The sequence below is a fragment of the Shinella sp. WSD5-1 genome, from assembly GCF_963942435.1.
GTDB classification, from domain to species: Bacteria; Pseudomonadota; Alphaproteobacteria; order Rhizobiales; family Rhizobiaceae; genus Shinella; species Shinella yambaruensis.
This window is the reverse complement of record NZ_OZ012596.1, coordinates 4,548,858-4,571,291: the sequence shown is the minus strand read 5'-3', so window position 1 is coordinate 4,571,291 and position 22,434 is coordinate 4,548,858. Positions and strand designations below refer to the sequence as shown.

Genomic DNA, 22,434 nt, shown 5'->3' with positions numbered 1-22,434 from the left:
TCAGTGCGCGGCCTCCTGAGGCCGCGCGCTTTCGTATCTGGGGAGACCTGGCCATGCTTGCCTTCGTTCTGCGGCGCCTCGCAAGCGCCGTGCCGACGCTATTCATCGTCGTCACCATTTCGTTCTTTCTCATGCGCTTTGCGCCCGGCGGTCCGTTCAACCTCGAACGTCCCCTGCCGCCCGCCACGATGGAAAACCTGATGCGGGCCTACCAGCTCGATCAGCCGCTCTGGCGACAATACCTCACCTATATGGGCAACGCCGTCACCGGCGATTTCGGACCGAGCTACATCTACAAGGATAATTCCGTCGCCGAGCTGATCGGCAAGGGACTGCCCTATTCGGTCGAGCTCGGCTTCTACGCATTGTTGCTCGCGCTCGTCGGCGGCGTCATCGTCGGCACGATCGCGGCGCTGCGCCAGAACAGCGCGCTCGATTTCGCCGTCATGTCGGTGGCAACGATCGGCGTCACGGTGCCGAACTTCGTCGTCGGGCCGGTGCTGACGCTGATCTTCGCCATCATGCTCGCCTGGCTGCCGGCCGGCGGCTGGGGCGACGGGTCGCTGCGCTTCCTCATCCTGCCGATGATCGCGCTCGCCCTGCCGCAGCTCGCGGTCTTCGCGCGGCTCACCCGCGGCTCGATGATCGAGGCCCTGCGCACCGACCATATCCGCACCGCGCGGGCCTATGGCCTGCCGGCGAAATCGGTGGTCGTGGTGCATGCCATGCGCGGCGCCATGCTGCCGATCGTCTCCTATCTCGCGCCCTGCGCGGCCGCTCTCCTGACCGGCTCGGCGGTTGTCGAGACCATCTTCACCATTCCCGGCGTCGGGCGCTACTTCGTGCTCGGGGCGATCAACCGCGACTATACGCTCGTCATGGGCACGGTCGTCCTGATCGCCATCTTCGTCATCGTCTTCAATCTGCTGGTCGACATTCTCTATGGCCTGCTCGATCCGAGGGTTCGCCATGACTGACGCCGTCGTTTCCCCCGTGCCCGAGAGCGAGGTGAAGGGGCGCAGCCTCTTCCAGCTCGCCGTCATGCGCTTCCGTCGCAATCGCCCGGCCATGGCCGGCTCCGTGATGCTGGTGCTGATCGCCTGCTTCTCGTTCTTCGGTCCCTTCTTCATCAGCCACAGCTACGATCAGGTCTTCTCTTCCTATGTCACCATCCCGCCGAGCCTCGAGCCGCGGCCGGGCGAGGACACGCTGGAGGAAGCGATGAAGGGTGTCGCGGCACGCGCCCGCGTCGAGCTTCAGTCCTTCTCCGTCGAGGGCGAGACCTTCACCGCGGTCGTCACCGCCGAGAATCCGATCGATCCGCGCACGACGCGCTACTTCGACCGCGCCAACGAGTTCGACAAGACGGAAGTTCTCTCGACCGAGGACGAGGGCCGCAAGCTGACGCTTTCTGGCGTCGTCGACCGGGAATATTTCCTGTTCGGCACCGATACCAACGGGCGCGACCTCATGGCGCGCGTCATGCTCGGCGGGCAGATATCCATCGCCGTCGGTCTCCTCGCCAGCCTCGTCTCGCTCGGCATCGGCGTCGTCTACGGCGCGATTTCGGGTTACATGGGCGGGCGCGTCGACAATGTGATGATGCGTTTCGTCGAGATCCTCTATTCGCTGCCCTTCGTCTTCCTCGTCGTGGTGCTCGTCGTCTTCTTCGGGCGCAGCTTCGTGCTGATCTTCATCGTCATCGGCGCGGTGGAATGGCTCGACATGGCCCGCATCGTGCGCGGCCAGACGCTTTCCTTGAAACGCCGGGAGTTCATCGGCGCGGCGGAGGCTCTGGGGCTGACCGACTGGCAGATCATCCGCCGGCACGTCATCCCCAACACGATCGGCCCGGTCGTCATCTTCGTCACGGTGATCGTGCCCAAGGTGATCCTGCTCGAAAGCTTCCTTTCCTTCCTCGGCCTCGGCGTGCAGGCGCCGCTAACGAGCTGGGGCTCGCTGATCGCCGAAGGCGCGAACAACATCCAGTCGGCGCCCTGGCTGCTCGTCTTCCCCGCCATCTTCTTCGTCGTTACGCTCTTCTCGCTGAACTTCGTCGGTGATGGCCTGCGTGACGCATTCGACCCGAAGGATCGCTGACATGGCAGAGACACAGAAGACCATGGAGCCGATCCTCGCCGTGCGCGACCTGAAGGTCTCCTTCACGACGCCGGACGGCGATGTCGATGCTGTCAAGGGCATCAGCCTCGATGTCCGCCCCGGCGAGACCCTGGCGGTGGTCGGCGAATCCGGCTCCGGCAAGAGCCAGACCATGATGGGCATCATGGGCCTGCTGGCCGCGAACGGACGGGTTTCGGGCTCCGCGAAATATCGCGGGCAGGAGATGGTCGGCCTTCCGCCGAAGGCGCTCAACGAGATCCGCGGCGCGAAGATCACCATGATCTTCCAGGAGCCGATGACCTCGCTCGATCCGCTCTATCCCGTCGGCAAGCAGATCGCCGAGGTGATCGTGCACCACCGCGGCGGTACGCGGAAGGAGGCCCGGCCGCGTGTGCTGGAACTCCTGAAACTCGTCGGCATTCCGGAGCCTGAGCGCCGTATCGACAGCTATCCGCACGAGATGTCCGGCGGCCAGCGCCAGCGCGTGATGATCGCCATGGCGCTCGCCAACGAGCCGGACATCCTGATCGCCGACGAACCGACGACGGCGCTCGACGTGACGATCCAGGCGCAGATCCTCAAGCTCTTGCGCGACCTGCAGAAACGCTTCGACATGGCGATCGTGCTCATCACGCACGATCTCGGCATCGTCCGGCATTTCGCCGAGCGGGTCGTCGTCATGCGGCGCGGCGAGATCGTCGAGCAGGGCGGCACGGCCGGCATCTTCGAGAACCCCCAAGCTGACTACACCCGCATGCTGATCGAGGCCGAGCCGCATGGCCGCAAGGCCGCGCCGCCGGATGACGCGCCGATCATCCTGGAGGGCCGCAATGTCGTCGTCGACTACAAGATCGACGGCGGCTTCCTGAAGCAGCGCGCCAGCACGTTCCGCGCCGTCGACAATGTCAGCATCAGCCTGCGCGAAGGCCAGACGATCGGCGTGGTGGGCGAATCCGGCTCGGGCAAGTCGACGCTCGGGCGGGCGCTGCTCAGGCTGATCGCCAGCAAGGGCGCCTACCGTTTCGGCAGGACGGATATTTCCGGCCTCGACCGCACCGGCATGCGGCCGCTCCGTCGCAGCATGCAGCTCGTCTTCCAGGATCCCTACGGATCGCTCTCGCCGCGCCAGACGGTCGGCGAGATCATCACCGAGGGTCTCTACGTGCACGAGCCGCAACTATCGCGGGCCGATCGCGACAAGCGGGCGATCGCGGCGCTGAAGGAGGTCGGGCTCGATCCGGCGGCGCGCAACCGCTATCCGCACGAGTTTTCCGGTGGCCAGCGGCAGCGCATCGCGATTGCGCGGGCGATGATCCTCAAACCCCAGGCCGTCATTCTCGACGAGCCGACCTCGGCACTCGACCGTTCCGTGCAGGGCCAGGTGATCGAGCTCCTGCGCGATCTCCAGTCCCGCTACGGCCTGTCCTATGTCTTCATCAGCCATGATCTTTCGGTGGTGCGCGCCATGAGCGACTATGTGGTGGTGATGAAGGACGGCAAGATTGTCGAGGAGGGACCCACGGACGCCATTTTCAGCGCGCCGCGGGAGGATTATACCAAGACCCTCATCGGCGCGGCCTATAATATCGGGCCGTAATCCGGAGCGCAGACAAGAGGAGACCGGATGGCCGAAGGCCGTTTGCCGCATATCGTGCTCTTTTCGGGCGGCACCGCGTGCCGCACGACCAATCTGGCGCTGCTCTCCGGGCCGGCGCGGCTGACGCGCATCGTGCCGGCCTGGGACAGCGGGGGCAGCTCCAAGACCATCCGCGAAAGCCTCGGCGTGCTCGCCGTCGGCGATATCCGCCAGGCGCTGATGACCATGGCCCATGGCGAAGGCCAGGTGGGCGATGTCGTCAAGGTCTGCAATGCGCGCATGACCAGCGGGACGGAGGATGACGCCCGCACGGAATTCGCCCTCTATGCCGAAGGCCGCCATCCGCTCTTGGAGCGCATGGAGCCGGGTCTGCGCGGTGCGATCCTCAACTACCTGCGCACCTTTCGCGCGGCGATCGGCGCGGATTTCGATTTCCGCAACGGCAGCATCGGCAATTTCATCCTGACGGGTGCGCATCTCGCCCACAACAGCGACATCAACACCGCCATCTTCGTTTTCCGCAAGCTCTGCGACATTACCGGCCATGTCTGGCCGTCCACGGCGGCCGACGGCGTCGAACTTTCCGCCGTGCTGAACGACGGAACCCGGATCGAAGGGCAGCACAGGATGACGGCGCTCGATGATACGGCCAGCGGCATCGGCATCCGCGACATCGCCCTTTCCGGCCGGAACGGCGCGCCCGTGCCGGCCAATGAGGCGGTGCTCGAAAGTCTGGAAAGCGCCGATGCCATCGTCTTCGGCCCGGGCAGCTTCTTCACCAGCGTCCTGCCGCATCTTCTCGTAGAGGGAATCGTGCCGGCCATTGCGCGCAATGTGCATGCCCGCCGCATCTTCATCGGCAACATGCTGCAATGCCGGGAGACCCGCGGGCTGGACGTAGCACGCATGCTGGAGATCGCCGCGGCGCTCTGGCGGCGGCAGGAGGGGGCGGATGCGCGACCCTTCACCCATGTCCTGGCGAACCACCAGCTGCTGCCCTTCGAAAAGACCGTCGGCCCTTTCGCTTATCTCGGCAACGGCGCGCTGGAAGATGTGGGTGCGCGGCTCGGCATCGAGCGGGTGATCGGCGACTTCGAGGACCCCTGGCAGCGCGGCCAGCATGATGGCCGGGCCGTCGCGGATGCGCTCAACTCGCTCTTGCCGTCGTGAGCCCGGTCTTTACCGCCGGCATCCAGCCCCGCGCCTTGGCGAAGGCGAGGAAATCGTCCGCTGCCATCGGCCGGGCGAAGGCATAGCCCTGCAGGACATGGCAGCCGAGGCTGCGCAGCAGCTCGGCATGCGCCAGCGTCTCGACGCCTTCCGCGACCGTTTCGATGCCGCGCACCTTGCCGATGTCGATGATCGAGCGGACGAGGCTCTGCTGCGCGGTGGATTCGAGCAGGGGCAGCACCAGCCGGCGATCGATCTTCAGCCGCTTGGGCGATAGTTCCAGGAGGCTGACGATGGACGCATGGCCGGTGCCGAAATCGTCGATCTCGATATCGATGCCGAGGGTCTTGATATCGTCGATCGCCTGTTTCAACCCATCGTCGGCCGTGTCGAAGGAAATCGATTCCAGGAGTTCGAAGGTCAGCGAGCCGGGACGGATGTTTATGGCGCGCAGCTTTCCGAGGAGATCGTCGTCGCGCAGGCGCTGGCAGGAGACATTGACGGAGACGCGGGCAATGCCGAGCCCCTGTCCCTCCCAGCGCATGGACTGGAACAGCGCCTGGTCGAGGATGGCCTCGTCGATCTGGGCGACGACGTTGAGGCTTTCGGCAACCGGCAGGAAGACGTCCGGCGTAATGATGCCACGCGTCGGGTGCTGCCAGCGCGCCAACGCCTCGACGCCAACGATCTCCAGCGTCTCGGCATCGAACTGAGGCTGGAAGAAGGGGTGGAATTCGCCGCGTTCGAGGCCGCGCAGGATGTCGTCGCCGAGCCGCTTGACCTCCACGGTGCGCAGGCGCAGCTCGTCGTTGAAGGCTTCCACGCGGTTGCGGCCGCGGCGCTTGGCCTCGTAGAGCGCGATGTCGGCATTGACGAGCAGCTGTTCGGCGGATTCTTCCGCATCGTTGCGCGTCGCGATGCCGATGCTCGCGCCGATGCGACAGTCGTGGCCCTCGATCGCCATCGGCTCGCTTATCGCCTCGATGAGGCGGGCCGAAAGGGCGCTGAAATCGGCCTTTGCCGGGTCGCGGCGTGACAGCAGCACGAATTCGTCGCCGCCGATGCGGGCGATGAAGTCCTCCGCCGGAATATGGGCGCGCAGCACGCCCGCGGCCTGTTTCAGCACCTCGTCGCCCGCGGCATGGCCGAGCGTGTCGTTGATGTCCTTGAAACGGTCGAGGTCGATATGCAGCAGGGTGAGGGGGCGCGCATCCTCGCCCATGCCGGCTAGCGCGAGCTGCTGATCGAGGAAGCGCCGGTTGGGAAGGCGGGTGAGGGCGTCGTGCAGCGAATTGTGCTCCAGCACGAGATGGGCATCCTCCAGCGCCCTGTTCTGCGCCTCGGCCGTCAGCTTGGCCTCGAGCAGTTCGGCCTGCAGGCGATTGTCCTCCGTCACGTCCCAATTGGCGCCGACGATGCGCTTTGCGCCGGAGGACGCGCGGTAGGTCATGCCGTGGGCGCGGATGTGGCGGATATCACCGTCGGCGGTCAGCACACGAAACCCGGTGAGATAGGGCTTTTCGGTTTCGATGGCGTTGGTGAAGACGCGCTCGGCCTCCTTCAGGTCGTCGGGGTGGAGCGCGGCGCGCCAGTCCTCGTAGCGGCAGATCGGCTGGCCTGGCGGCACGTTGTAGAGCGCGCGCATACGGGCATCCCAGGTGAGGGTCGACGTTTCGGGATCATATTCCCAAACGCCCACGCGCGAGGCGTCGAGTGCGAGCTGCAGGCGCTGCGAGACGGTTTCGAGCTGGTCCTCCCGGTCCTGCAGCGCAAGAATATGCCGGTGGCGATCCTTCATGAGGTAGCCGACCCAGAACATGGGTGCGATGATGATGACGGCGAGGAGCGCAAGCCCGGCGCGAAAGAAGGCGAGATCGGCAGAGGGCTGGCGCCAGCCTTCCAGCGGTGCGGCCGACATGGTCCAGACCTCATGGCCGATATCGATGGTCATCACCACCGGATCGGCATCGACGGCCGCGGCCGTCGTGAAGAAGGTCCTCGCTTCGCCGCCGACATGCGGCCGGCTGGAAAGCGAGACGGCAATCTTGAGCTCTTCACCGAAGCCGCTGCTCTCCAGGAGCTTGTCGAGGTCGATCACGGCGGAGGCGATGCCGATGAAGGCATTGTTCCGCCCGGCGTGGATCGGGTAGCGCGCAATCACGCCGCGGCCGCCCTGCACGAGATCGACCGGACCGGTGACGATCAGCCGGTCGAGTGCCTTGACCTGCATGGCGGCGGCGCGCTGGGACTCGTTCTTGCGGTAGTCGAGGCCGATGCTGCGCTCGTTTCCCTTGACCGGATAGATGAGCGAGACGATGAAATCCGGCGCAATGGCGAGATTGCGCAACCGCGTGTCCTTGCGGAAAATGCGGCCCGCAAGATCGGCAAAGCGGCTCGGCGGCATGTCGGGTTCGGTCGAAAGCGCCGCGACGAGGCCCTGCACGAGGTTGATGTCGCCATGGATGTTGCCTTCGAGGCGCGAGCGCAGCAGGCCGAGCTGCTCCGTCGTGAAGGAACGCAGGTATTCCTCCTCCAGCCGCTGTTTCTGGGCATCGGCGAGAAAAATGGCGATGAGCACGGCAAGCGCGACCACGATGGCGGGGATATAATATCCCAGCCCCTGAAGGGAGAGCTGCGCATTCCGGTCGTTCATCGCGTTCCGTGTGTCTCCGCGCATCCTGGTTGCACCGGGCGAGGTTCTGCCCGGCATCCGGCGATCGGCGAACCATGGCAGATGCAACTTAATATTTGCTGACGAGGCCGCGCCTTTCTCTGTGGGGCCGGGTAGGGCTTTCCGTCATGGCCGATTCTGGGCTAGTCCTCGGCACGGCTGGAGCGGAACAGGTCAGGGGGCGGGGTTGCCGGCGGACAAGGACAGGACGGAAAGCGTGTTCGGCGCGCTGCTGCGGGCCATCGTCGAAGACAGCCCGCTGAAGGCCGCCGGTTTCATCGTCACCATCTACGGCGACGTCGTGGAGCCGCGGGGCGGCGTCGTGTGGACCGGCAACCTGATCGAGACCTGCGCCGCCGTCGGCATCAGCGAGACGCTGGTGCGCACCGCCGTCTCGCGCCTCGTCGCCGCCGGGCAATTGTCCGGCGAGCGGGAGGGGCGGCGCAGCTTCTATCGCCTCGCCGCGCCCGCCCGGAGCGAATTTGCGGCCGCCGCCCGCTTGCTGTTCGGCCCGCCGGAGGCCGCGGACTGGCATTTCGTGCAGCTGACGGGGACGGCACCGGACGAGGCGATGCAGGTTCTCGAGCGGGCGGGTCATGCCCGGCTCGGCCCGCGCCTTGCCGTCGGCGCGCGGTCTTTGCCGCATCTCAAGCAGCCGGCCGTCGTCTTCCGCGGCGAGGTGGTGAGCGGCGAGCGGGACCTCGGCGCCTTTGCGTCCGACCATTGGAACCTCGCGCTGCATGCCGAAGCCTATCATGGCTTCCTCAGGCGCTTCGGGCGCCTTGCCGACCTGCTTGCGGGCGGGATGCGGCTCGGTGCGGCGGAAAGCCTCGTCGCCCGGCTGGTGCTCGTGCACCAGTTCCGCCTCGTCGTGCTGCGTGATCCGCGCCTGCCGCAGGCGGCCCTGCCGGCGGAATGGCCGGGGGAGGCGGCCCGGATGCTCTTTGCCGACCTCTATCTCCGCCTCTCGCCCGAGGCGGACCTGCATGTCGCCCGCCATTTCGTCACGGCGGCCGGCGCCTTGCCTGAAGCGAGCGAGGCGACGCTCCGCCGTCTTTCGCTGCTGCGCGAGTCGATCCGGCGCGACTTTTCATAGGGAAATGCGTGGTTTGTGCTATGATACCAGCTGCTGGAACGAAACATCACATAATTTGGAGAAATCAGCATTGATTTGTGACGTATCGAGTGCTAAATAGATAACCGATCGGTCGGTCAATGTTTCTGGAGGAACGGATCGACCCTTGGATATCAGGGAGGAAACCGCGTGTCCGAAGCCTTTATCTGCGATGCCGTCCGTACGCCGATCGGCCGTTATGGCGGTTTGTTGTCGTCGGTTCGTGCCGATGATTTGGCGGCGGTGCCGCTCTCCGGGCTGATGGCGCGCAATCCCGATATCGACTGGTCGAAGGTGGACGATCTCATCTACGGCTGCGCCAACCAGGCCGGCGAGGACAACCGCAATGTCGGCCGCATGGCCGTGCTGCTGTCCGGCCTTCCCGTTTCCATTCCCGCCACCACCGTCAACCGCCTCTGTGGTTCCGGCATGGACGCCGTCGGCATGGCGGCGCGCGCCATCCGCGCCGGTGACTGCGATTTCGTCATCGCCGGCGGCGTCGAGAGCATGAGCCGCGCGCCCTTCGTCATGCCCAAGGCCGAAAGCGCCTTCTCCCGGTCGAATGCGGTCTATGACACGACGATCGGCTGGCGCTTCGTCAATCCAAAGATGAAGAAGGCCTTCGGCGTCGATTCCATGCCGCAGACGGCCGACAACGTTGCCGCCGATTTCGCCGTCAGCCGCGCGGATCAGGACGCTTTCGCGGCGCGCAGCCAGGCCCGCTGGGCCGCCGCGCACGAGGCCGGCATCTTTGCCGATGAGATCGTGCCCGTTTCCGTGCCGCAGAAGAAGGGTGATCCGCTGGTCGTCGACACCGACGAGCATCCGCGTCCCGGCACGACGGCCGAGCAGCTTGCCAAGCTGAAGGGCGTCAACGGCCCGGACCTTTCCGTCACCGCCGGCAATGCCTCGGGCGTCAACGACGGTGCGGCTGCTTTGCTCATCGCCAATGAAGCCACCATCAAGGCGCAAGGATTGTCTCCGAAAGCGCGCGTCGTCGCCATGGCGGCGGCGGGCCTTGAGCCGCGCATCATGGGTTTCGGCCCGGCGCCGGCCACGCGCCGCGTGCTGGAGCGCGCCGGTCTTTCGCTCGGCCAGATGGATGTCATCGAGCTCAACGAGGCCTTCGCCTCGCAGGCGCTCGCGGTTCTGCGCGATCTCGGCCTGCCGGACGACGCCCCGCATGTGAACCCGAACGGCGGCGCCATCGCGCTCGGTCATCCGCTCGGCATGAGCGGCGCGCGGCTCGTCACCACCGCGACCTACCAGCTCCACCGCCAGGGCGGACGTTATGCACTCTGTACCATGTGCATCGGCGTCGGCCAGGGCATCGCCATCATTCTCGAACGCGTCTGACGCGTAAAGCAGGAGGAAAGACCATGTATGCCCAGATGGTGAAGACCGATGCCGCCCGCGTCCGCTCCCTCGATGAGATGGACCCCGTGGAGCGCGCCTTCCAGGAGCGTATCGACGCCGGCCAGAAGATCGAGCCGAAGGAATGGATGCCGGAAGGCTATCGCAAGACGCTGGTGCGCCAGATCAGCCAGCACGCCCATTCGGAAATCGTCGGCCAGCTTCCCGAAGGCAACTGGATCACCCGCGCCCCGACCCTGGAGCGCAAGGCGATCCTGCTTGCCAAGGTGCAGGACGAGGCCGGCCACGGCCTCTACCTCTACTGTGCCGCCGAAACGCTCGGCATCAGCCGCGACGAGATGTATGCGCAGCTCCATTCCGGCAAGGCGAAATATTCCTCGATCTTCAACTATCCGACGCTGACCTGGGCGGACATCGGCGCGATCGGCTGGCTGGTCGATGGCGCGGCGATCATGAACCAGGTGCCGCTGCAACGCTGTTCCTACGGCCCCTATGCGCGGGCCATGGTGCGCATCTGCAAGGAAGAGAGCTTTCACCAGCGCCAGGGTTACGACGTGCTGATGAAGATGGTGAAGGGCACGCCGGCCCAGAAGGCCATGGTGCAGGACGCGCTGAACCGCTGGTGGTGGCCGTCGCTGATGATGTTCGGTCCCTCGGACGACGCTTCCGTGCATTCGGCCCAGTCGATGGCCTGGAAGATCAAGCAGAACTCCAACGACGAGCTGCGCCAGAAATTCGTCGACCAGACGGTGCCGCAGGCGAAGTATCTCGGCCTCACCGTGCCGGATCCGAACCTCAAGTGGAACGAGGAGAAGGGCGGCTACGATTTCGGCGAGCCGGACTGGGAAGAATTCTTCAACGTGATCGCCGGCAACGGCCCCTGCAATGCGGAACGCCTCAACGCGCGCAAAAAAGCATGGGATGACGGCGCCTGGTTCCGCGACGGCCTGACGGCGCATGCCGAAAAGGTCGCCGACCGTCGCGCTAGCGCCAAGATCGCCGCCGAGTAAGGGAGAGAGCACGATGTCCAGCGAATGGCCGCTTTGGGAAGTTTTCATTCGGGGCCAGCACGGCCTCAACCATCGCCATGTCGGCAGCCTGCACGCGCCCGACGCCGAAATGGCGATCAACAATGCTCGCGACGTCTATACGCGCCGCAACGAGGGCGTCAGCATCTGGGTGGTGAAATCCTCCGAGATCACCGCCAGCGCACCCTCGGAAAAGGGCCCGCTGTTCGATCCGTCGAACTCCAAGGTCTACCGGCACCCGACGTTCTTCGATATTCCGGATGAAGTGGGGCATATGTGATGGCGACCGCGGCACTCGACCCGGCGGCCCGTCAGGCCGCGCTTCTCGAATTCCTGCTGCGCATCGGCGACAACACGCTGATCCTCGGCCATCGCGTTTCCGAATGGTGCGGGCACTCGCCCGCGCTGGAAGAGGATATCGCGCTCGCCAACACCGCGCTCGACCTGATCGGCCAGACCCAGCTCTGGCTCGGCCTTGCCGGCGAGGTGGAAGGCAAGGGCCGTTCCGCCGATGATCTTGCCTATCTGCGCGACGGCTACGAATTCCGCAACATCCTCTTAGTCGAGCGCCCGAACGGCGATTTCGGCAAGACGCTGATGCGGCAGTTCCTGTTCGACGCCTGGCACTATCTGCTCTTGAAGGCACTGAAGGGGTCTTCCGACACGCGCATTGCCGAGATCGCGGAAAAGGCCTTCAAGGAAGTCTCCTATCATCTCGACCGCAGCCGCGACCTCGTCATCCGCCTCGGTGACGGCACGGCCGAAAGCCATCGCCGCATGCAGGAAGCGCTGGGCGAACTCTGGCCCTTCACCGGCGAGATGTTCATGAGCGATGCGCTCGACGCCGAACTGGTCGAGGTCGGCATCGTCCCGGCGCCCGAAAGCCTCAAGGCGGGCTGGGACGAGATCATCGCGGAGACGCTGGCCGAAGGCACGCTGAAGAAACCAGCCGATGGCTACATGCACAAGGGCGGCCGGCGCGGCGTGCACACCGAGCATCTCGGCTTCATCCTGTCAGAGATGCAGTTCCTGCAGCGCGCCTATCCGGGCGCGACCTGGTAGGAGGCGGCGATGGACCCGGCGCTTCGTCCCTCGGTCGATGAGGTCTGGCACTGGCTGTCCGAAGTGCCGGACCCGGAAATCCCGGTCATTTCGCTGACTGACCTCGGCATCATCCGCGATGTCGAGTGGCGGGACGATACGCTGGTGGTGACGGTCACGCCGACCTATTCCGGCTGTCCCGCCACCACGGTGATTAACCTCGATATCGAGGCTGCGCTCGCCGGAAAGGGTCTCGACAAGGTAAAGCTGGAGCGCCGGCTCTCGCCCGCCTGGACGACGGACTGGATCAGTGCCGCGGGCCGGGAAAAGCTGCGCGACTACGGCATCGCCCCACCGATCGACGGCACGGCCGCCGATGGCGTGCTGATGAAACGCATCGACCGGCTTTCCGGCCGTTCGAACCTGACGATCGCCTGTCCGCGCTGCGGCTCGGCGAACACGGAAAAGATCAGCCAGTTCGGCTCGACGCCCTGCAAGGCGAGCTATCGCTGCACCGACTGTCTGGAACCGTTCGACTATTTCAAGTGCATCTGACCCATAGGGAGAGGGCCCACATGGCACGTTTTCATCCCCTGACCGTGACCGACATTCGCCGCGAGACGCGCGATGCGGTCGTGGTGACGCTTGCGCCCTCCGACAAGGACCGCGCCGTTTTCGACTTCACGCAGGGCCAGTACCTGACCTTCCGCCGCAAGTTCGAGGACGAGGAGCTGCGCCGTTCCTATTCGATCTGCGCCGGCAAGGACGAGGGCGTCCTGAAGGTCGGCATCAAGCGCGTCGATGGCGGTTGCTTCTCCACCTGGGTCAACGAGAACCTGAAGCCCGGTGACACGCTGGAGGCGATGCCCCCGATGGGCGCGTTTTTCACGACGTTGGAGCCGGAAGTGGCAAAGCATTATCTCGGTTTTGCCGGCGGCAGCGGCATCACGCCGGTGCTCTCGATCATCAAGACGGTCTTGTCGCGCGAGCCGCGCGCCCGCTTCACGCTGGTCTACGCCAACCGGCAGATCAGCTCGATCATGTTCCGCGAGGAGCTTGAGGACCTGAAGAACCTCTATCTCGGCCGGTTCTCCGTTCTGCATGTCCTCGAAAGCGAGGCACAGGACATCGACCTCTTCACCGGCCGCATCGACGGCGAGAAGTGCGCGGCGCTGTTCAAGAGCTGGATCGACATCAAGTCGATTGCCACCGCCTTCATCTGCGGTCCGGAGCCGATGATGCTGGCGATTGCCGCAGCGCTCCGCGAACACGGCCTTCGCGACGACCAGATCAAGTTCGAGCTGTTCGCCTCCTCGCAGCCCGGCCGCGCCCGGCGCAAGGTGGAGGCCGTCGCCGGTGCGGACCAGGGCGCGATGTGCGAGGCGACCGTCACGCTCGACGGCGCGACGCGCAGCTTCAAGTTCCCGAAGCAGGGCCAGAGCCTGCTCGACGCCGCGCTCGAAAACGCCATGGACGCACCCTATGCCTGCAAGGCCGGCGTCTGTTCCACCTGCCGCGCGAAAATCCTGGAGGGCGAGGCCGAGATGGAGGTCAACCACGCGCTCGAGGATTACGAGGTGCGCCAGGGCTATGTGCTGACCTGCCAGTGCTATCCGCTCACCGACCGCATCGTCGTCAGCTACGACCAGTAAGGGGAATTTTCATGTCCGATACGATGCCGATCGAGGATTATCTGGCGCAAGGCGGCGTGCTCTCCTCGCCCGCCAATGTGCCGCCGCGCTATCGCGGCGAGCTCCTGCGCCTGATGGCGAGTTTCGTCGACAGCGAGCTGGCCGGCTCCGCCGGCTTCGCCGATACGATCAACGATGCGCCGGGCATCCAGGAGCGCATCTCCGCCGCCCGTATCGTTCTGGAAAAGGCCGATCATGCCGGCAAGGTCCTGCGGGTCATGGAGACCTTCGGCGCGGATGGCGGGCGCTACGCCGTGCACCATCCCTGGGCCGAGCGGCTTTCCCGCGAGGCCGATATCGGCGCGGCGCGGCAGGGCGGCGACATGCGCCTTTCCGTCTTCCACTACCCGCTGCAAGGCTGGGTGGATGCCGTCGTCATGAACGTGCTGATGGGCCGGGCGAGCGTCGTGCAACTCAAGGAATTGTCGCGCGTCTCCTACCAGCCGCTCGCCGAGGTTCTCCGCGCCATCCTGCCGCGCGAGACACGCCATGCCGAATTCGGCCTCGCCGGCCTCGCCCGCATCGCCGCCGACGAAGAGGGGCGCGCGAAAGCGAAGGCTTCCGTCGCCTACTGGTATCCGCGTGTCGCCGCCAGCTTCGGCCATTCCGGCTCGGCCCGTTTCGAGACGCTGTCGCGTTTCGGCCTCAGGCATACGCCCAACGAGACCCTGCTTGCCGATTGGCGGGCGGAGGTCGATGCGCAGCTTTCCGCGCTTGGATTGAACTAGGCGGTCTTCCGTCCGGGATTGCGTAAAAATACAGGAAGGACAATAAGATGAACGTCATGGCAAACCGGCCGCGCCGGCTTGAAAGCTATGTCGGCGGCGCGTGGGTCGCCGGCGCGAAGGAGGGCGTGCCCCTGCTCGACGCCTCGACGGGCGAACCGGTCGCCTTCATCGATTCCTCCGGCATCGATTTCAAGGCGATCCTCGCCCATGGCCGCGAAAAGGGCGGCCCGGCCCTGCGCCGCATGTCCTTCCACGAACGCGCCGCCATGCTGAAGGCGCTTGGCCAGGCGCTGATGGAACGGAAGGAAGAGTTCTACGCGCTTTCCACCGCCACCGGCGCGACCCGCGCCGATAGCTGGGTCGATATCGAGGGCGGCATCGGCACGTTGCTCTCCTATGCTTCCAAGGGCCGGCGCGAATTGCCGAACACCCGCGTCCTGCTGGATGGCGACGTGGAACCGCTCTCCAAGGACAATACCTTTGCCGCGCAGCATATCCTGAGCCCGTTGCAGGGCGTTGCGGTGCATATCAACGCCTTCAACTTCCCCTGCTGGGGCATGCTGGAAAAGCTCGCGCCAACATTGCTGGCCGGTGTTCCGGCCATCGTGAAGCCGGCGAGCCAGACGGCCTATCTCACCGAGCTGATGGTCCGCCGCATCATCGAGACCGGTATTCTGCCGGAGGGTGCGTTGCAGCTCGTCTGCGGCTCTGTCGGCGACCTGCTCGATCACGTCGAAGGGCAGGACGCCGTGACCTTCACCGGTTCGGCCGCCACCGGCCGGCGCCTCAAGACGCACAAGGCGATCATCGAAAACTCGGTGCGCTTCACCATGGAGGCCGACAGCCTCAACGCCGCCGTGCTCGGCCTCGACGCAGCGCCCGGCACGGAGGAGTTCGACCTCTTCGTCAAGGAAGTCGCCCGCGAGATGACGGTGAAGGCCGGCCAGAAATGTACGGCGATCCGCCGCGTCATCGCGCCGCGCGCCTATAGCGAGGCGCTGATCGAAAGCCTCGGCGCGCGCCTCGGCAAGACGGCGATCGGCAACCCCGCCGACGAAGCCGTGCGCATGGGGCCGCTCGCCAGCCTCGACCAGCGCGAGGAGGTTCGCGCGCGCATCCGCGATCTCTCCGCCGATGCCGAAATCGTCGCCGGTAATCCGGACAATCCGAGCGTCCAGTCCGGCGATGCCGTGGCCGGCGCCTTCCTCAATCCGGTGCTGCTCTATTGCGACAGGCCGGGCTCGGCCCGCGCCGTGCACGATGTCGAGGCCTTCGGCCCGGTCAGTACCGTTATGCCCTATGACACGGCGGAAGAGGCGGTCGATCTCGCCCGGCGCGGCAAGGGCAGCCTCGTCGCCTCGGTCTTCACCAACGATCCGGCCTTCGCCGAAGAGGTCGTGCTCGGCCTTGCGCCCTTCCATGGGCGCGTGATGATCGGTAACCGGGTCAGCGCCAAATCCTCCACCGGCCACGGTTCGCCGTTGCCGGGCCTCGTGCATGGCGGCCCCGGCCGCGCGGGCGGCGGCGAGGAGCTGGGCGGCATGCGCGGCGTCAAACATTACATGCAGCGCACCGCCATCCAGGGCGCGCCGACCATGCTCGCTGCCGTCACCGGCCGCTGGCTGCCGGGCGCGGAGGCGCGGGCGGGCGGCGAGCATCCGTTCCGCAAGTCGCTGGCGGAACTCAAGATCGGCGACCAGCTCATCACGGCAACGCGCACGGTGACGCTCGACGATATCGAGCATTTCGCCAATTTCACCGGTGACACCTTCTACGCCCATATGGACGAGGAGGCGGCCAAGGCGAACCCGTTCTTCGACGGGCGCGTGGCGCATGGCTATCTCATCGTCTCCTTCGCCGCCGGCCTCTTCGTCGATCCGGCGCCGGGTCCGGTTCTTGCCAATTACGGCGTCGACAACCTGCGCTTCCTGACACCGGTCAATCCGGGTGATACGCTGCAGGTGCAGCTCACCTGCAAGGAGATCAATCCGCGCGCCAATGCCGAGCACGGCGAGGTACGCTGGGATTGCCAGGTGACGAACCAGCTGGGTGCCACAGTCGCGCAGTACGACGTCCTGACGATGGTGGCCAAAACGAGGGAGTGACCGCAGCATGCCGATCGCGCAGGACCCGTGCCGCCTGGAAATGACCGTTCTGATGACGCCGGACATGGCGAATTTTTCCGGGAAGGTTCATGGGGGCGCACTGCTCAACCTGCTCGATCGCGTGGCCTTCTCCTGCGCCTCGCGCTATTCGCAGCAATATGCGGTGACGCTCTCGGTCGACCAGGTGATGTTCAAGGAGCCGATCCATGTCGGCGAACTCGTCACCTTCCGCGCCTCGATCAACCATACGGGCCGCACCTCCATGGAGGTCGGCATCCGCGTCGAGGCGGAGAACATCCGCTCCGGCCACCGGCGGCATACCAATTCCTGCTACTTCACGATGGTCGCCGTAGATGATGCCGGCCGGCCGGTGCGCGTGCCGGAACTGGAGCCGAGGGATGCGGTCGACATCCGGCGCTACAAGGCGGCCGAGCTCCGCCGGACGCTGCGGCGGGAGTTTGCCGAGCGGCTGGAATCGGTCGCAGCGACGGGCAAGGACGTGGAGAGGGATGGGGGATAGCGCGGATGGCGTTGCTCTTGTGGCGCGCCGCTGCCTCCCTACCACGTCATCCTCAAGCTTGACCCGAGGGTGACGAAAGAGAGGTAGGAGGTTTTGGTGAGGTGCGATGCGTAAGCCTCAGGTTACAGCCTTGACGCCTTCGAGGATCAGCGTCGTCGCGATGTCCGCATATTCGTCGCGCGTCACCGGCCCGTTCGGGCGGAACCACATATAGACCCAGTTCATCATGCCGAAGAGCGACATGGTGACGGGCATCAGCAGCGGGCGGTCCTTGTTGAGGTCCGGGTTGATGTCGCGGATGACGCCGGAGAAGCGCTTGACGATCTGCCGCTCGATCGCCTGCAATTCGGAAAGCTGTTCCTGCGAGAGCGCGCTGGTGCCATTGAGCTGCACCTTGTGCTCGTTGTCCCGGCCCTCGTAGTTCGCCAGGACGGCTTTGACCAGGAGGCGCAGCCGCTCCTGCGGGGCAAGGTCAGGGCGGTCGGCGGCCTCTATCGCGCTTTCGAGTTCGGTGAGGTGGGTGCGCACGATATCGAAGATCAGCGCGTCCTTGCTCGGATAGTAGTGATAGAGCAGCGCCTTGGAGACATTGCTGTGCGAGGCGATCATCGACATGGAGGCCTTCTCCATGCCCATCTCGGCAAAGACCGCGGCGGCACTCGAGAGAATGCCGCGCTGTTTTTCCTCGAAATCAACTGCGCGCGTGCGTGCCATTTTATCCTGCTTTGCTTTGCCCGGCTGCTTCCGGGAGGGTGGCCGCCCTCCCTATACACAGTCAACCCGGTGCCGGAATAGGGCCTCTTCATCCGTCTTCTAACGGGGAAGATATCCTATCTCTTTGTTTCTACACAACTCCGGACGCAAAACCGTTTCCCGCACTCCTGCTGGAACTGTCCTGTCCGGCACTTCATTCCTTCGGGCGGTTGTCGACCACCCGTTTCGCCTTGCCTTCCGAGCGGGCGACGCCGCCCGGCTCGTGCACGGTGATCTTCGTGGAGACGCCGACCACGCTCTTGATATGGTGGGCGAGCTCCTTTGCCGATCCCGCGCGGGCCCCCTCGTCGGCCGCCTCCAGCGTGCATTCGACATGCACGGTCATGTTGTCCATGCGGCCCGAGCGGGTCAGCTCGATCTGGAAATGCGGCGCGAGGCCGCGACATTTCAGGATCTGTTCCTCGATCTGCGTCGGGAAGACGTTGACGCCGCGCAGGATCATCATGTCGTCGGAGCGGCCGGTGATCTTCTCCATGCGGCGCATGGAGCGGGCGGTGCCGGGCAGGAGCCGCGTCAGGTCGCGCGTGCGGTAGCGGATGATCGGCAGGCCTTCCTTGGTGAGCGTCGTGAAGACCAGTTCGCCGATCTCGCCGTCCGGCAGCACCGCACCGGTGACCGGATCGATGATCTCCGGGTAGAAATGATCCTCCCAGATGTGCAGGCCGTCCTTGGTCTCGACGCATTCATTGGCGACGCCCGGGCCCATGACCTCAGACAGGCCGTAGATGTCGACGGCGTGCATGTCGAAGGACTGCTCGATCTCCTCGCGCATGGCGTTGGTCCATGGCTCGGCGCCGAAGATGCCCACAGCGAGCGAGCTTTCGCGTGGGTCGACGCCCTGGCGGCGGAACTCGTCGAGGATGGAGAGCATGTAGGAGGGCGTGACCATGATGATGCGCGGCTTGAAATCCTGCATCAGGGTCACCTGGCGCTCCGTCATGCCGCCGGAGATCGGCACGACGGTGCAGCCGAGCTTTTCGGCGCCATAATGGGCGCCGAGGCCGCCGGTGAAGAGGCCGTAGCCATAGGCGACATGCACGATGTCGCCGGCCCGGCCGCCCGCGGCGCGGATCGAGCGGGCGACGACGGTCGCCCAGGTGTCGATGTCCTTCTGGGTATAGCCGACCACGGTGGGCTTGCCGGTCGTGCCCGACGAGGCGTGGATGCGCGTGAGCTTTTCACGCGGCACGGCGAACATGCCGAAGGGATAGGTGTCACGCAGGTCCTTCTTGGTGGTGAAGGGGAATTTTGCGAGATCGGCGAGCGTCTTGAGGTCGGAGGGGTGCACGCCGGCCTCGTCGAAGCGCTGGCGGTAGAAGGGCGAGTTCTCGTAGGCGTGGGTCAGCGACCATTTCATGCGATCGAGCTGCAGCGCGGAAATCTCGTCGCGGGAGGCCGTCTCGATCGCTTCGAGATCTCCGGGGCGGGGGGACAGGTCTTCCATGAAAATCTCCTCCGAGAATGCGGGATGATGTGCCCTCTGCCTCACTCCGGCAGATGGGTGCCCTTGACTGTTCGCGAGTGGCCGCGGAACTCCGCGACATGCTCGCCCTCCTGGTTGGTGATGCGGATGTCGTAGATGCCGCCGCGTCCTCGGCGCGACACCTCCTGCGCCGTCGCGGTCAGCCGGTCGCCCCGGAAGGCCGGTGCGATGAAGGTCACCGAACAGTGCTGGGCGACGGTGCGCTGGTTGTAGGTGTTGCAGGCGAAGGCGAAGGCCGAATCCGCCAGCGTGAAGATGTAGCCGCCGTGGCAGGTGCCGTGGCCGTTGGTCATGATCTCGGCGATGGTCATGGCGATGACCGCCTCGCCGGGGGCGACGGAGACGAGCTCCATGCCGAGATGGCGGGTGGCGTTGTCGTCGTCCCACATCGCCTTGGCGCAGGCTTCGGCGAGCGCTTGGGGAGAGAGCCCGGCGGCGCTCATCTGCCCGAAAATTCCGGCTTGCGCTTTTCAAGGAAGGCGGAAACGCCCTCGGCGTAATCGGCGCTGCGGCCGGCCTCGCGCTGCAGGTCGCGTTCGAGGTCGAGCTGCTGGTCGAGCGAATGGGTGGCGGCGGCCTGGATGGCGCGTTTCGTCATGCCGAGACCCCTGGTCGGGCCGGCGGCGAGGCGCATGGCGAGCGCTGTCGCCTCTTCCATCAGCGTATCGTCGTCGACGGCGCGCCAGATGAGGCCCCAGTCGGCGGCGGTTTCCGCGCCGAGCGGCTCTGCGGTGAGCGCCAGCGCCTTGGCGCGGGCTTCGCCGATCAGGCGCGGCAGGCTCCAGGTGCCGCCGGAATCCGGCACGAGGCCGATCCTGGCGAAGGCCTGGATGAAGCGGGCGGAGCGGGCGGCGAGCGTGATGTCGCAGGCAAAGGCGATGTTGGCGCCCGCGCCGGCGGCGACGCCGTTGACGGCACAGATGACGGGTTTTTCCAGGCTGCGGATGAGGCGCAGCAGAGGGTTGTAATAGGTCTCGATCGTGTGGCCGAGGTCCGGCACGCCCTTCTTCGGGTCGCGGTCGCCGAGATCCTGGCCGGCGCAGAAACCGCGGCCGGCGCCGGTCAGCAGCACGGCGCGCACCGCCTCGTCCGCATGGGCGCGCTCGAAGCCGGCGCGCAGCGCAAGGTGCATCTCGTCGTTGAAGGCGTTGAGTTTGTCCGGGCGGTTCAGCGTGAGGCTCAGAACGCCATCGGCAAGCGCCGACAGAATGGTGTCGGAAGTGGTCATGGTTCCTCCCTGTCGCCCTTCCCAGCGGCGACCGTAAAAAAACTCTTGCATAAACCGACCGGTCAGTCAATTATAAAAGCACTGACTGGGAGGAGCCAGAGATGACCGGACTTTTCGAGCGCCATCGCCCGACGCTGACTGCCGCGATCGAAGCGGCCGCCAAGCGTGATTTCTGGACCGTCTATCCCGAAGTGCCGAGCGGCAGGATATACGGCGAGACGGCAAAGGACGATGGCCTTGCCGCCTACAGGGCACGGCTCGATGCCGAATTCGATCTTGCCGATCATCCGGCCGAGGGGCGCGTCGGTGCGGAAGTCTCGCCTTACGGACCTGCCCTCGGCATCACCTATCCCGCCGCCTCCGCGGACATGCTGGTCATGGCCTCGCGCGCGGCCGCCCCGCAGTGGGCCGCCGCCTCGCCGGAGACGCGCGCCGGCATCTGTCTCGAAATCCTTGCCCGCCTCAATGCCCGCAGCTTCGAGATGGCGAACGCCGTCATGCACACGACGGGCCAGGCCTTCGCCATGGCCTTCCAGGCCGGCGGCCCGCATGCGCAGGATCGCGGCCTCGAGGCCGTCGCCTATGCCTATGCCGAGATGACCCGCATACCGGCGCAGGCGACCTGGACCAAGCCGCAGGGCAAGGGCGCGCCGATCGTCATGGAAAAGCACTGGCGCATCGTGCCGCGCGGCGTTTCCCTCGTCATCGGCTGCAACACCTTCCCGACCTGGAACAGCTATCCCGGCCTCTTCGCCAGCCTCGCGACCGGCAACACCGTCATCGTCAAGCCGCATCCGGCGGCGATCCTGCCGCTTGCCATCACCGTCGAAATCGCGCGCCAGGTGCTGGTGGAGCAAGGGTTTGCGGCCGATATCGTGCTGCTCGCCGCCGATGCGCCCGGCGCCGAGATCACGAGGGGGCTCGTGCAGCACCCCGCCGTCGCTATCGTCGACTATACCGGCTCCAACACCTTCGGCGCCTGGGTGCGTGAAAACGCCGGCAGCGCCGATGTCTACACCGAGGAGGCCGGCGTCAACTCGATCGTCATCGGCGCGACGGACGATTTTGCGGGCATGTGCGGCAACATCGCCTTCTCGCTCTCGCTCTATTCCGGACAGATGTGCACGGCGCCGCAGGATGTTTTCGTGCCGCGTGGCGGCATTGAGACGAATGAGGGCCACAAGTCCTTCGACGCGGTCGCGGCCGGCATCGCCGCTGCCGTCGATAGCCTGCTTGCCGATCCGGTGCGTGCGGCCGGCATCTGCGGGGCCATCGCCAATCCGGCGACGCTCGCCCGCATTGCCACATCGCGGCCGCTCGGGCGCATCGTGCGCGACTCCGCGCCCGTCGAAGGCCTCGACGGTGCCCGCACCGCCACGCCGCTGATCCTCGCCGTCGATGCGGCGGATACGGACGCCTATGCGGAGGAGCGCTTCGGCCCCATCGCCTTCGTCGTCGCGGTCGATGACGCAGCGGACGGCGTCGACCGTGCCGCGGCGCTCGCCGAGCGCAAGGGTGCCATCACGGCTGCCCTCTACGCGACGGACGAGGCGCAGATCCTTGCGGCCGCCGATCGTTTCGCCGTGGCTGGCGTCAATCTTTCTGTCAACCTGACCGGCGGCATCTACGTGAACCAGAGCGCCGCCTTCAGCGATTTCCACGTCACCGGTGCCAATCCGGCGGGCAATGCCAGCCTGACGGATGCGGCCTTCGTCGCGAACCGGTTCCGCGTGGTGATGTGGCGCCGCCCCGCGGCGGCGTGAGGAGTCTACGCGTCAATCTTTTGTCT

General features: G+C 65.7%; 20 protein-coding genes. 15 read left to right on the top strand and 5 right to left on the bottom strand.

The window, feature by feature from the left end; translation table 11 throughout:
* Window positions 1-53: 53 nt before the first annotated feature.
* Genes oppB through AABQ55_RS22420 form a run of 4 tightly spaced genes read left to right on the top strand, consistent with a single transcriptional unit; the run spans window position 54 to window position 4,888 of the window.
* Window positions 54-977, top strand: a complete 924-nt coding sequence (gene oppB / locus AABQ55_RS22435; protein ID WP_244768142.1) for an oligopeptide ABC transporter permease OppB — start codon at window positions 54-56, stop codon at window positions 975-977.
* Complete coding sequence (locus tag AABQ55_RS22430; RefSeq protein WP_244768143.1) at window positions 970-2,100, top strand: ABC transporter permease; 1,131 nt, start codon at window positions 970-972, stop codon at window positions 2,098-2,100. The genes oppB and AABQ55_RS22430 overlap by 8 nt, the downstream gene beginning before the upstream one ends.
* Before the next feature lies 1 nt (window position 2,101).
* The gene (locus tag AABQ55_RS22425; protein WP_244768144.1) at window positions 2,102-3,718 is read left to right on the top strand and encodes an ABC transporter ATP-binding protein; all 1,617 of its coding nucleotides are present in this window, start codon (window positions 2,102-2,104) and stop codon (window positions 3,716-3,718) included.
* A 27-nt stretch (window positions 3,719-3,745) separates the two neighbouring features.
* Window positions 3,746-4,888, top strand: a complete 1,143-nt coding sequence (locus AABQ55_RS22420) for a gluconeogenesis factor YvcK family protein (protein ID WP_272806648.1) — start codon at window positions 3,746-3,748, stop codon at window positions 4,886-4,888.
* Here AABQ55_RS22420 and AABQ55_RS22415 read toward each other — a convergent pair.
* Entirely contained in the window at window positions 4,866-7,541 is a 2,676-nt protein-coding gene (locus AABQ55_RS22415; protein ID WP_272806647.1) for a bifunctional diguanylate cyclase/phosphodiesterase, read from the bottom strand. The genes AABQ55_RS22420 and AABQ55_RS22415 overlap by 23 nt on opposite strands.
* A gap of 205 nt (window positions 7,542-7,746) precedes the next feature.
* On the opposite strand from AABQ55_RS22415, the gene paaX reads away from it, so the two are divergent.
* From paaX to AABQ55_RS22365, 10 genes are all read left to right on the top strand, one after another.
* Window positions 7,747-8,655 carry a phenylacetic acid degradation operon negative regulatory protein PaaX gene (gene paaX / locus AABQ55_RS22410; RefSeq protein WP_272806646.1) on the top strand — a complete coding sequence of 303 codons (909 nt, stop codon included), beginning with the start codon at window positions 7,747-7,749 and terminating at the stop codon, window positions 8,653-8,655.
* A gap of 168 nt (window positions 8,656-8,823) precedes the next feature.
* The gene (gene pcaF, locus AABQ55_RS22405) at window positions 8,824-10,029 is read left to right on the top strand and encodes a 3-oxoadipyl-CoA thiolase (RefSeq protein WP_272806645.1); all 1,206 of its coding nucleotides are present in this window, start codon (window positions 8,824-8,826) and stop codon (window positions 10,027-10,029) included.
* A gap of 23 nt (window positions 10,030-10,052) precedes the next feature.
* Complete coding sequence (paaA, locus tag AABQ55_RS22400) at window positions 10,053-11,057, top strand: 1,2-phenylacetyl-CoA epoxidase subunit PaaA (protein WP_272806644.1); 1,005 nt, start codon at window positions 10,053-10,055, stop codon at window positions 11,055-11,057.
* A gap of 13 nt (window positions 11,058-11,070) precedes the next feature.
* Entirely contained in the window at window positions 11,071-11,355 is a 285-nt protein-coding gene (gene paaB, locus AABQ55_RS22395) for a 1,2-phenylacetyl-CoA epoxidase subunit PaaB (protein WP_023516149.1), read from the top strand.
* Window positions 11,355-12,137: a 1,2-phenylacetyl-CoA epoxidase subunit PaaC gene (paaC, locus tag AABQ55_RS22390; protein ID WP_272806643.1), complete on the top strand. Its 783-nt coding sequence runs from the start codon at window positions 11,355-11,357 to the stop codon at window positions 12,135-12,137. Before paaB ends, paaC begins: the two co-directional genes overlap by 1 nt.
* Window positions 12,138-12,146: 9 nt before the next feature.
* On the top strand, window positions 12,147-12,671 hold the full coding sequence (gene paaD, locus AABQ55_RS22385; RefSeq protein WP_272806642.1) for a 1,2-phenylacetyl-CoA epoxidase subunit PaaD: 525 nt from the start codon (window positions 12,147-12,149) through the stop codon (window positions 12,669-12,671).
* Between the two features lie 20 nt (window positions 12,672-12,691).
* Window positions 12,692-13,768, top strand: a complete 1,077-nt coding sequence (paaE, locus tag AABQ55_RS22380) for a 1,2-phenylacetyl-CoA epoxidase subunit PaaE (RefSeq protein ID WP_272806641.1) — start codon at window positions 12,692-12,694, stop codon at window positions 13,766-13,768.
* Between the two features lie 11 nt (window positions 13,769-13,779).
* Window positions 13,780-14,535, top strand: coding sequence for a Phenylacetic acid catabolic protein (locus AABQ55_RS22375; RefSeq protein ID WP_272806640.1), 756 nt, complete (start codon window positions 13,780-13,782; stop codon window positions 14,533-14,535).
* Window positions 14,536-14,582: 47 nt separating this feature from the next.
* Window positions 14,583-16,640, top strand: coding sequence for a phenylacetic acid degradation bifunctional protein PaaZ (gene paaZ / locus AABQ55_RS22370; protein ID WP_272806639.1), 2,058 nt, complete (start codon window positions 14,583-14,585; stop codon window positions 16,638-16,640).
* A 7-nt stretch (window positions 16,641-16,647) separates the two neighbouring features.
* Window positions 16,648-17,160 carry an acyl-CoA thioesterase gene (locus tag AABQ55_RS22365; RefSeq protein WP_244768155.1) on the top strand — a complete coding sequence of 171 codons (513 nt, stop codon included), beginning with the start codon at window positions 16,648-16,650 and terminating at the stop codon, window positions 17,158-17,160.
* A 117-nt stretch (window positions 17,161-17,277) separates the two neighbouring features.
* Here the strand turns inward: AABQ55_RS22365 and AABQ55_RS22360 are convergent, their stop codons facing one another.
* The 4 genes from AABQ55_RS22360 to paaG form a co-directional block, all read right to left on the bottom strand.
* On the bottom strand, window positions 17,278-17,874 hold the full coding sequence (locus AABQ55_RS22360; protein WP_064331296.1) for a TetR/AcrR family transcriptional regulator: 597 nt from the start codon (window positions 17,872-17,874) through the stop codon (window positions 17,278-17,280).
* A gap of 193 nt (window positions 17,875-18,067) precedes the next feature.
* Window positions 18,068-19,378: a phenylacetate--CoA ligase PaaK gene (paaK, locus tag AABQ55_RS22355; protein WP_272806638.1), complete on the bottom strand. Its 1,311-nt coding sequence runs from the start codon at window positions 19,376-19,378 to the stop codon at window positions 18,068-18,070.
* A 41-nt stretch (window positions 19,379-19,419) separates the two neighbouring features.
* On the bottom strand, window positions 19,420-19,860 hold the full coding sequence (gene paaI / locus AABQ55_RS22350; protein ID WP_272806637.1) for a hydroxyphenylacetyl-CoA thioesterase PaaI: 441 nt from the start codon (window positions 19,858-19,860) through the stop codon (window positions 19,420-19,422).
* The gene (gene paaG, locus AABQ55_RS22345; RefSeq protein WP_272806636.1) at window positions 19,857-20,645 is read right to left on the bottom strand and encodes a 2-(1,2-epoxy-1,2-dihydrophenyl)acetyl-CoA isomerase PaaG; all 789 of its coding nucleotides are present in this window, start codon (window positions 20,643-20,645) and stop codon (window positions 19,857-19,859) included. Before paaG ends, paaI begins: the two co-directional genes overlap by 4 nt.
* Window positions 20,646-20,746: 101 nt before the next feature.
* Here paaG and paaN point away from each other — a divergent pair, with 101 nt between their 5' ends.
* Window positions 20,747-22,408 carry a phenylacetic acid degradation protein PaaN gene (gene paaN, locus AABQ55_RS22340; RefSeq protein WP_272806635.1) on the top strand — a complete coding sequence of 554 codons (1,662 nt, stop codon included), beginning with the start codon at window positions 20,747-20,749 and terminating at the stop codon, window positions 22,406-22,408.
* Window positions 22,409-22,434: the final 26 nt, after the last annotated feature.

Coding starts and splice junctions, on each gene's coding strand:
- oppB (WP_244768142.1), top strand. CDS start 54: ATGCTTGCCTTCGTTCTGCGGCGCCTCGCAAGCGCCGTGCCGACGCTA.
- AABQ55_RS22430 (WP_244768143.1), top strand. CDS start 970: ATGACTGACGCCGTCGTTTCCCCCGTGCCCGAGAGCGAGGTGAAGGGG.
- AABQ55_RS22425 (WP_244768144.1), top strand. CDS start 2,102: ATGGCAGAGACACAGAAGACCATGGAGCCGATCCTCGCCGTGCGCGAC.
- AABQ55_RS22420 (WP_272806648.1), top strand. CDS start 3,746: ATGGCCGAAGGCCGTTTGCCGCATATCGTGCTCTTTTCGGGCGGCACC.
- AABQ55_RS22415 (WP_272806647.1), bottom strand. CDS start 7,541: ATGAACGACCGGAATGCGCAGCTCTCCCTTCAGGGGCTGGGATATTAT.
- paaA (WP_272806644.1), top strand. CDS start 10,053: ATGTATGCCCAGATGGTGAAGACCGATGCCGCCCGCGTCCGCTCCCTC.
- paaB (WP_023516149.1), top strand. CDS start 11,071: ATGTCCAGCGAATGGCCGCTTTGGGAAGTTTTCATTCGGGGCCAGCAC.
- paaC (WP_272806643.1), top strand. CDS start 11,355: ATGGCGACCGCGGCACTCGACCCGGCGGCCCGTCAGGCCGCGCTTCTC.
- paaD (WP_272806642.1), top strand. CDS start 12,147: ATGGACCCGGCGCTTCGTCCCTCGGTCGATGAGGTCTGGCACTGGCTG.
- paaE (WP_272806641.1), top strand. CDS start 12,692: ATGGCACGTTTTCATCCCCTGACCGTGACCGACATTCGCCGCGAGACG.
- AABQ55_RS22375 (WP_272806640.1), top strand. CDS start 13,780: ATGTCCGATACGATGCCGATCGAGGATTATCTGGCGCAAGGCGGCGTG.
- paaZ (WP_272806639.1), top strand. CDS start 14,583: ATGAACGTCATGGCAAACCGGCCGCGCCGGCTTGAAAGCTATGTCGGC.
- AABQ55_RS22365 (WP_244768155.1), top strand. CDS start 16,648: ATGCCGATCGCGCAGGACCCGTGCCGCCTGGAAATGACCGTTCTGATG.
- AABQ55_RS22360 (WP_064331296.1), bottom strand. CDS start 17,874: ATGGCACGCACGCGCGCAGTTGATTTCGAGGAAAAACAGCGCGGCATT.
- paaK (WP_272806638.1), bottom strand. CDS start 19,378: ATGGAAGACCTGTCCCCCCGCCCCGGAGATCTCGAAGCGATCGAGACG.
- paaI (WP_272806637.1), bottom strand. CDS start 19,860: ATGAGCGCCGCCGGGCTCTCTCCCCAAGCGCTCGCCGAAGCCTGCGCC.
- paaG (WP_272806636.1), bottom strand. CDS start 20,645: ATGACCACTTCCGACACCATTCTGTCGGCGCTTGCCGATGGCGTTCTG.
- paaN (WP_272806635.1), top strand. CDS start 20,747: ATGACCGGACTTTTCGAGCGCCATCGCCCGACGCTGACTGCCGCGATC.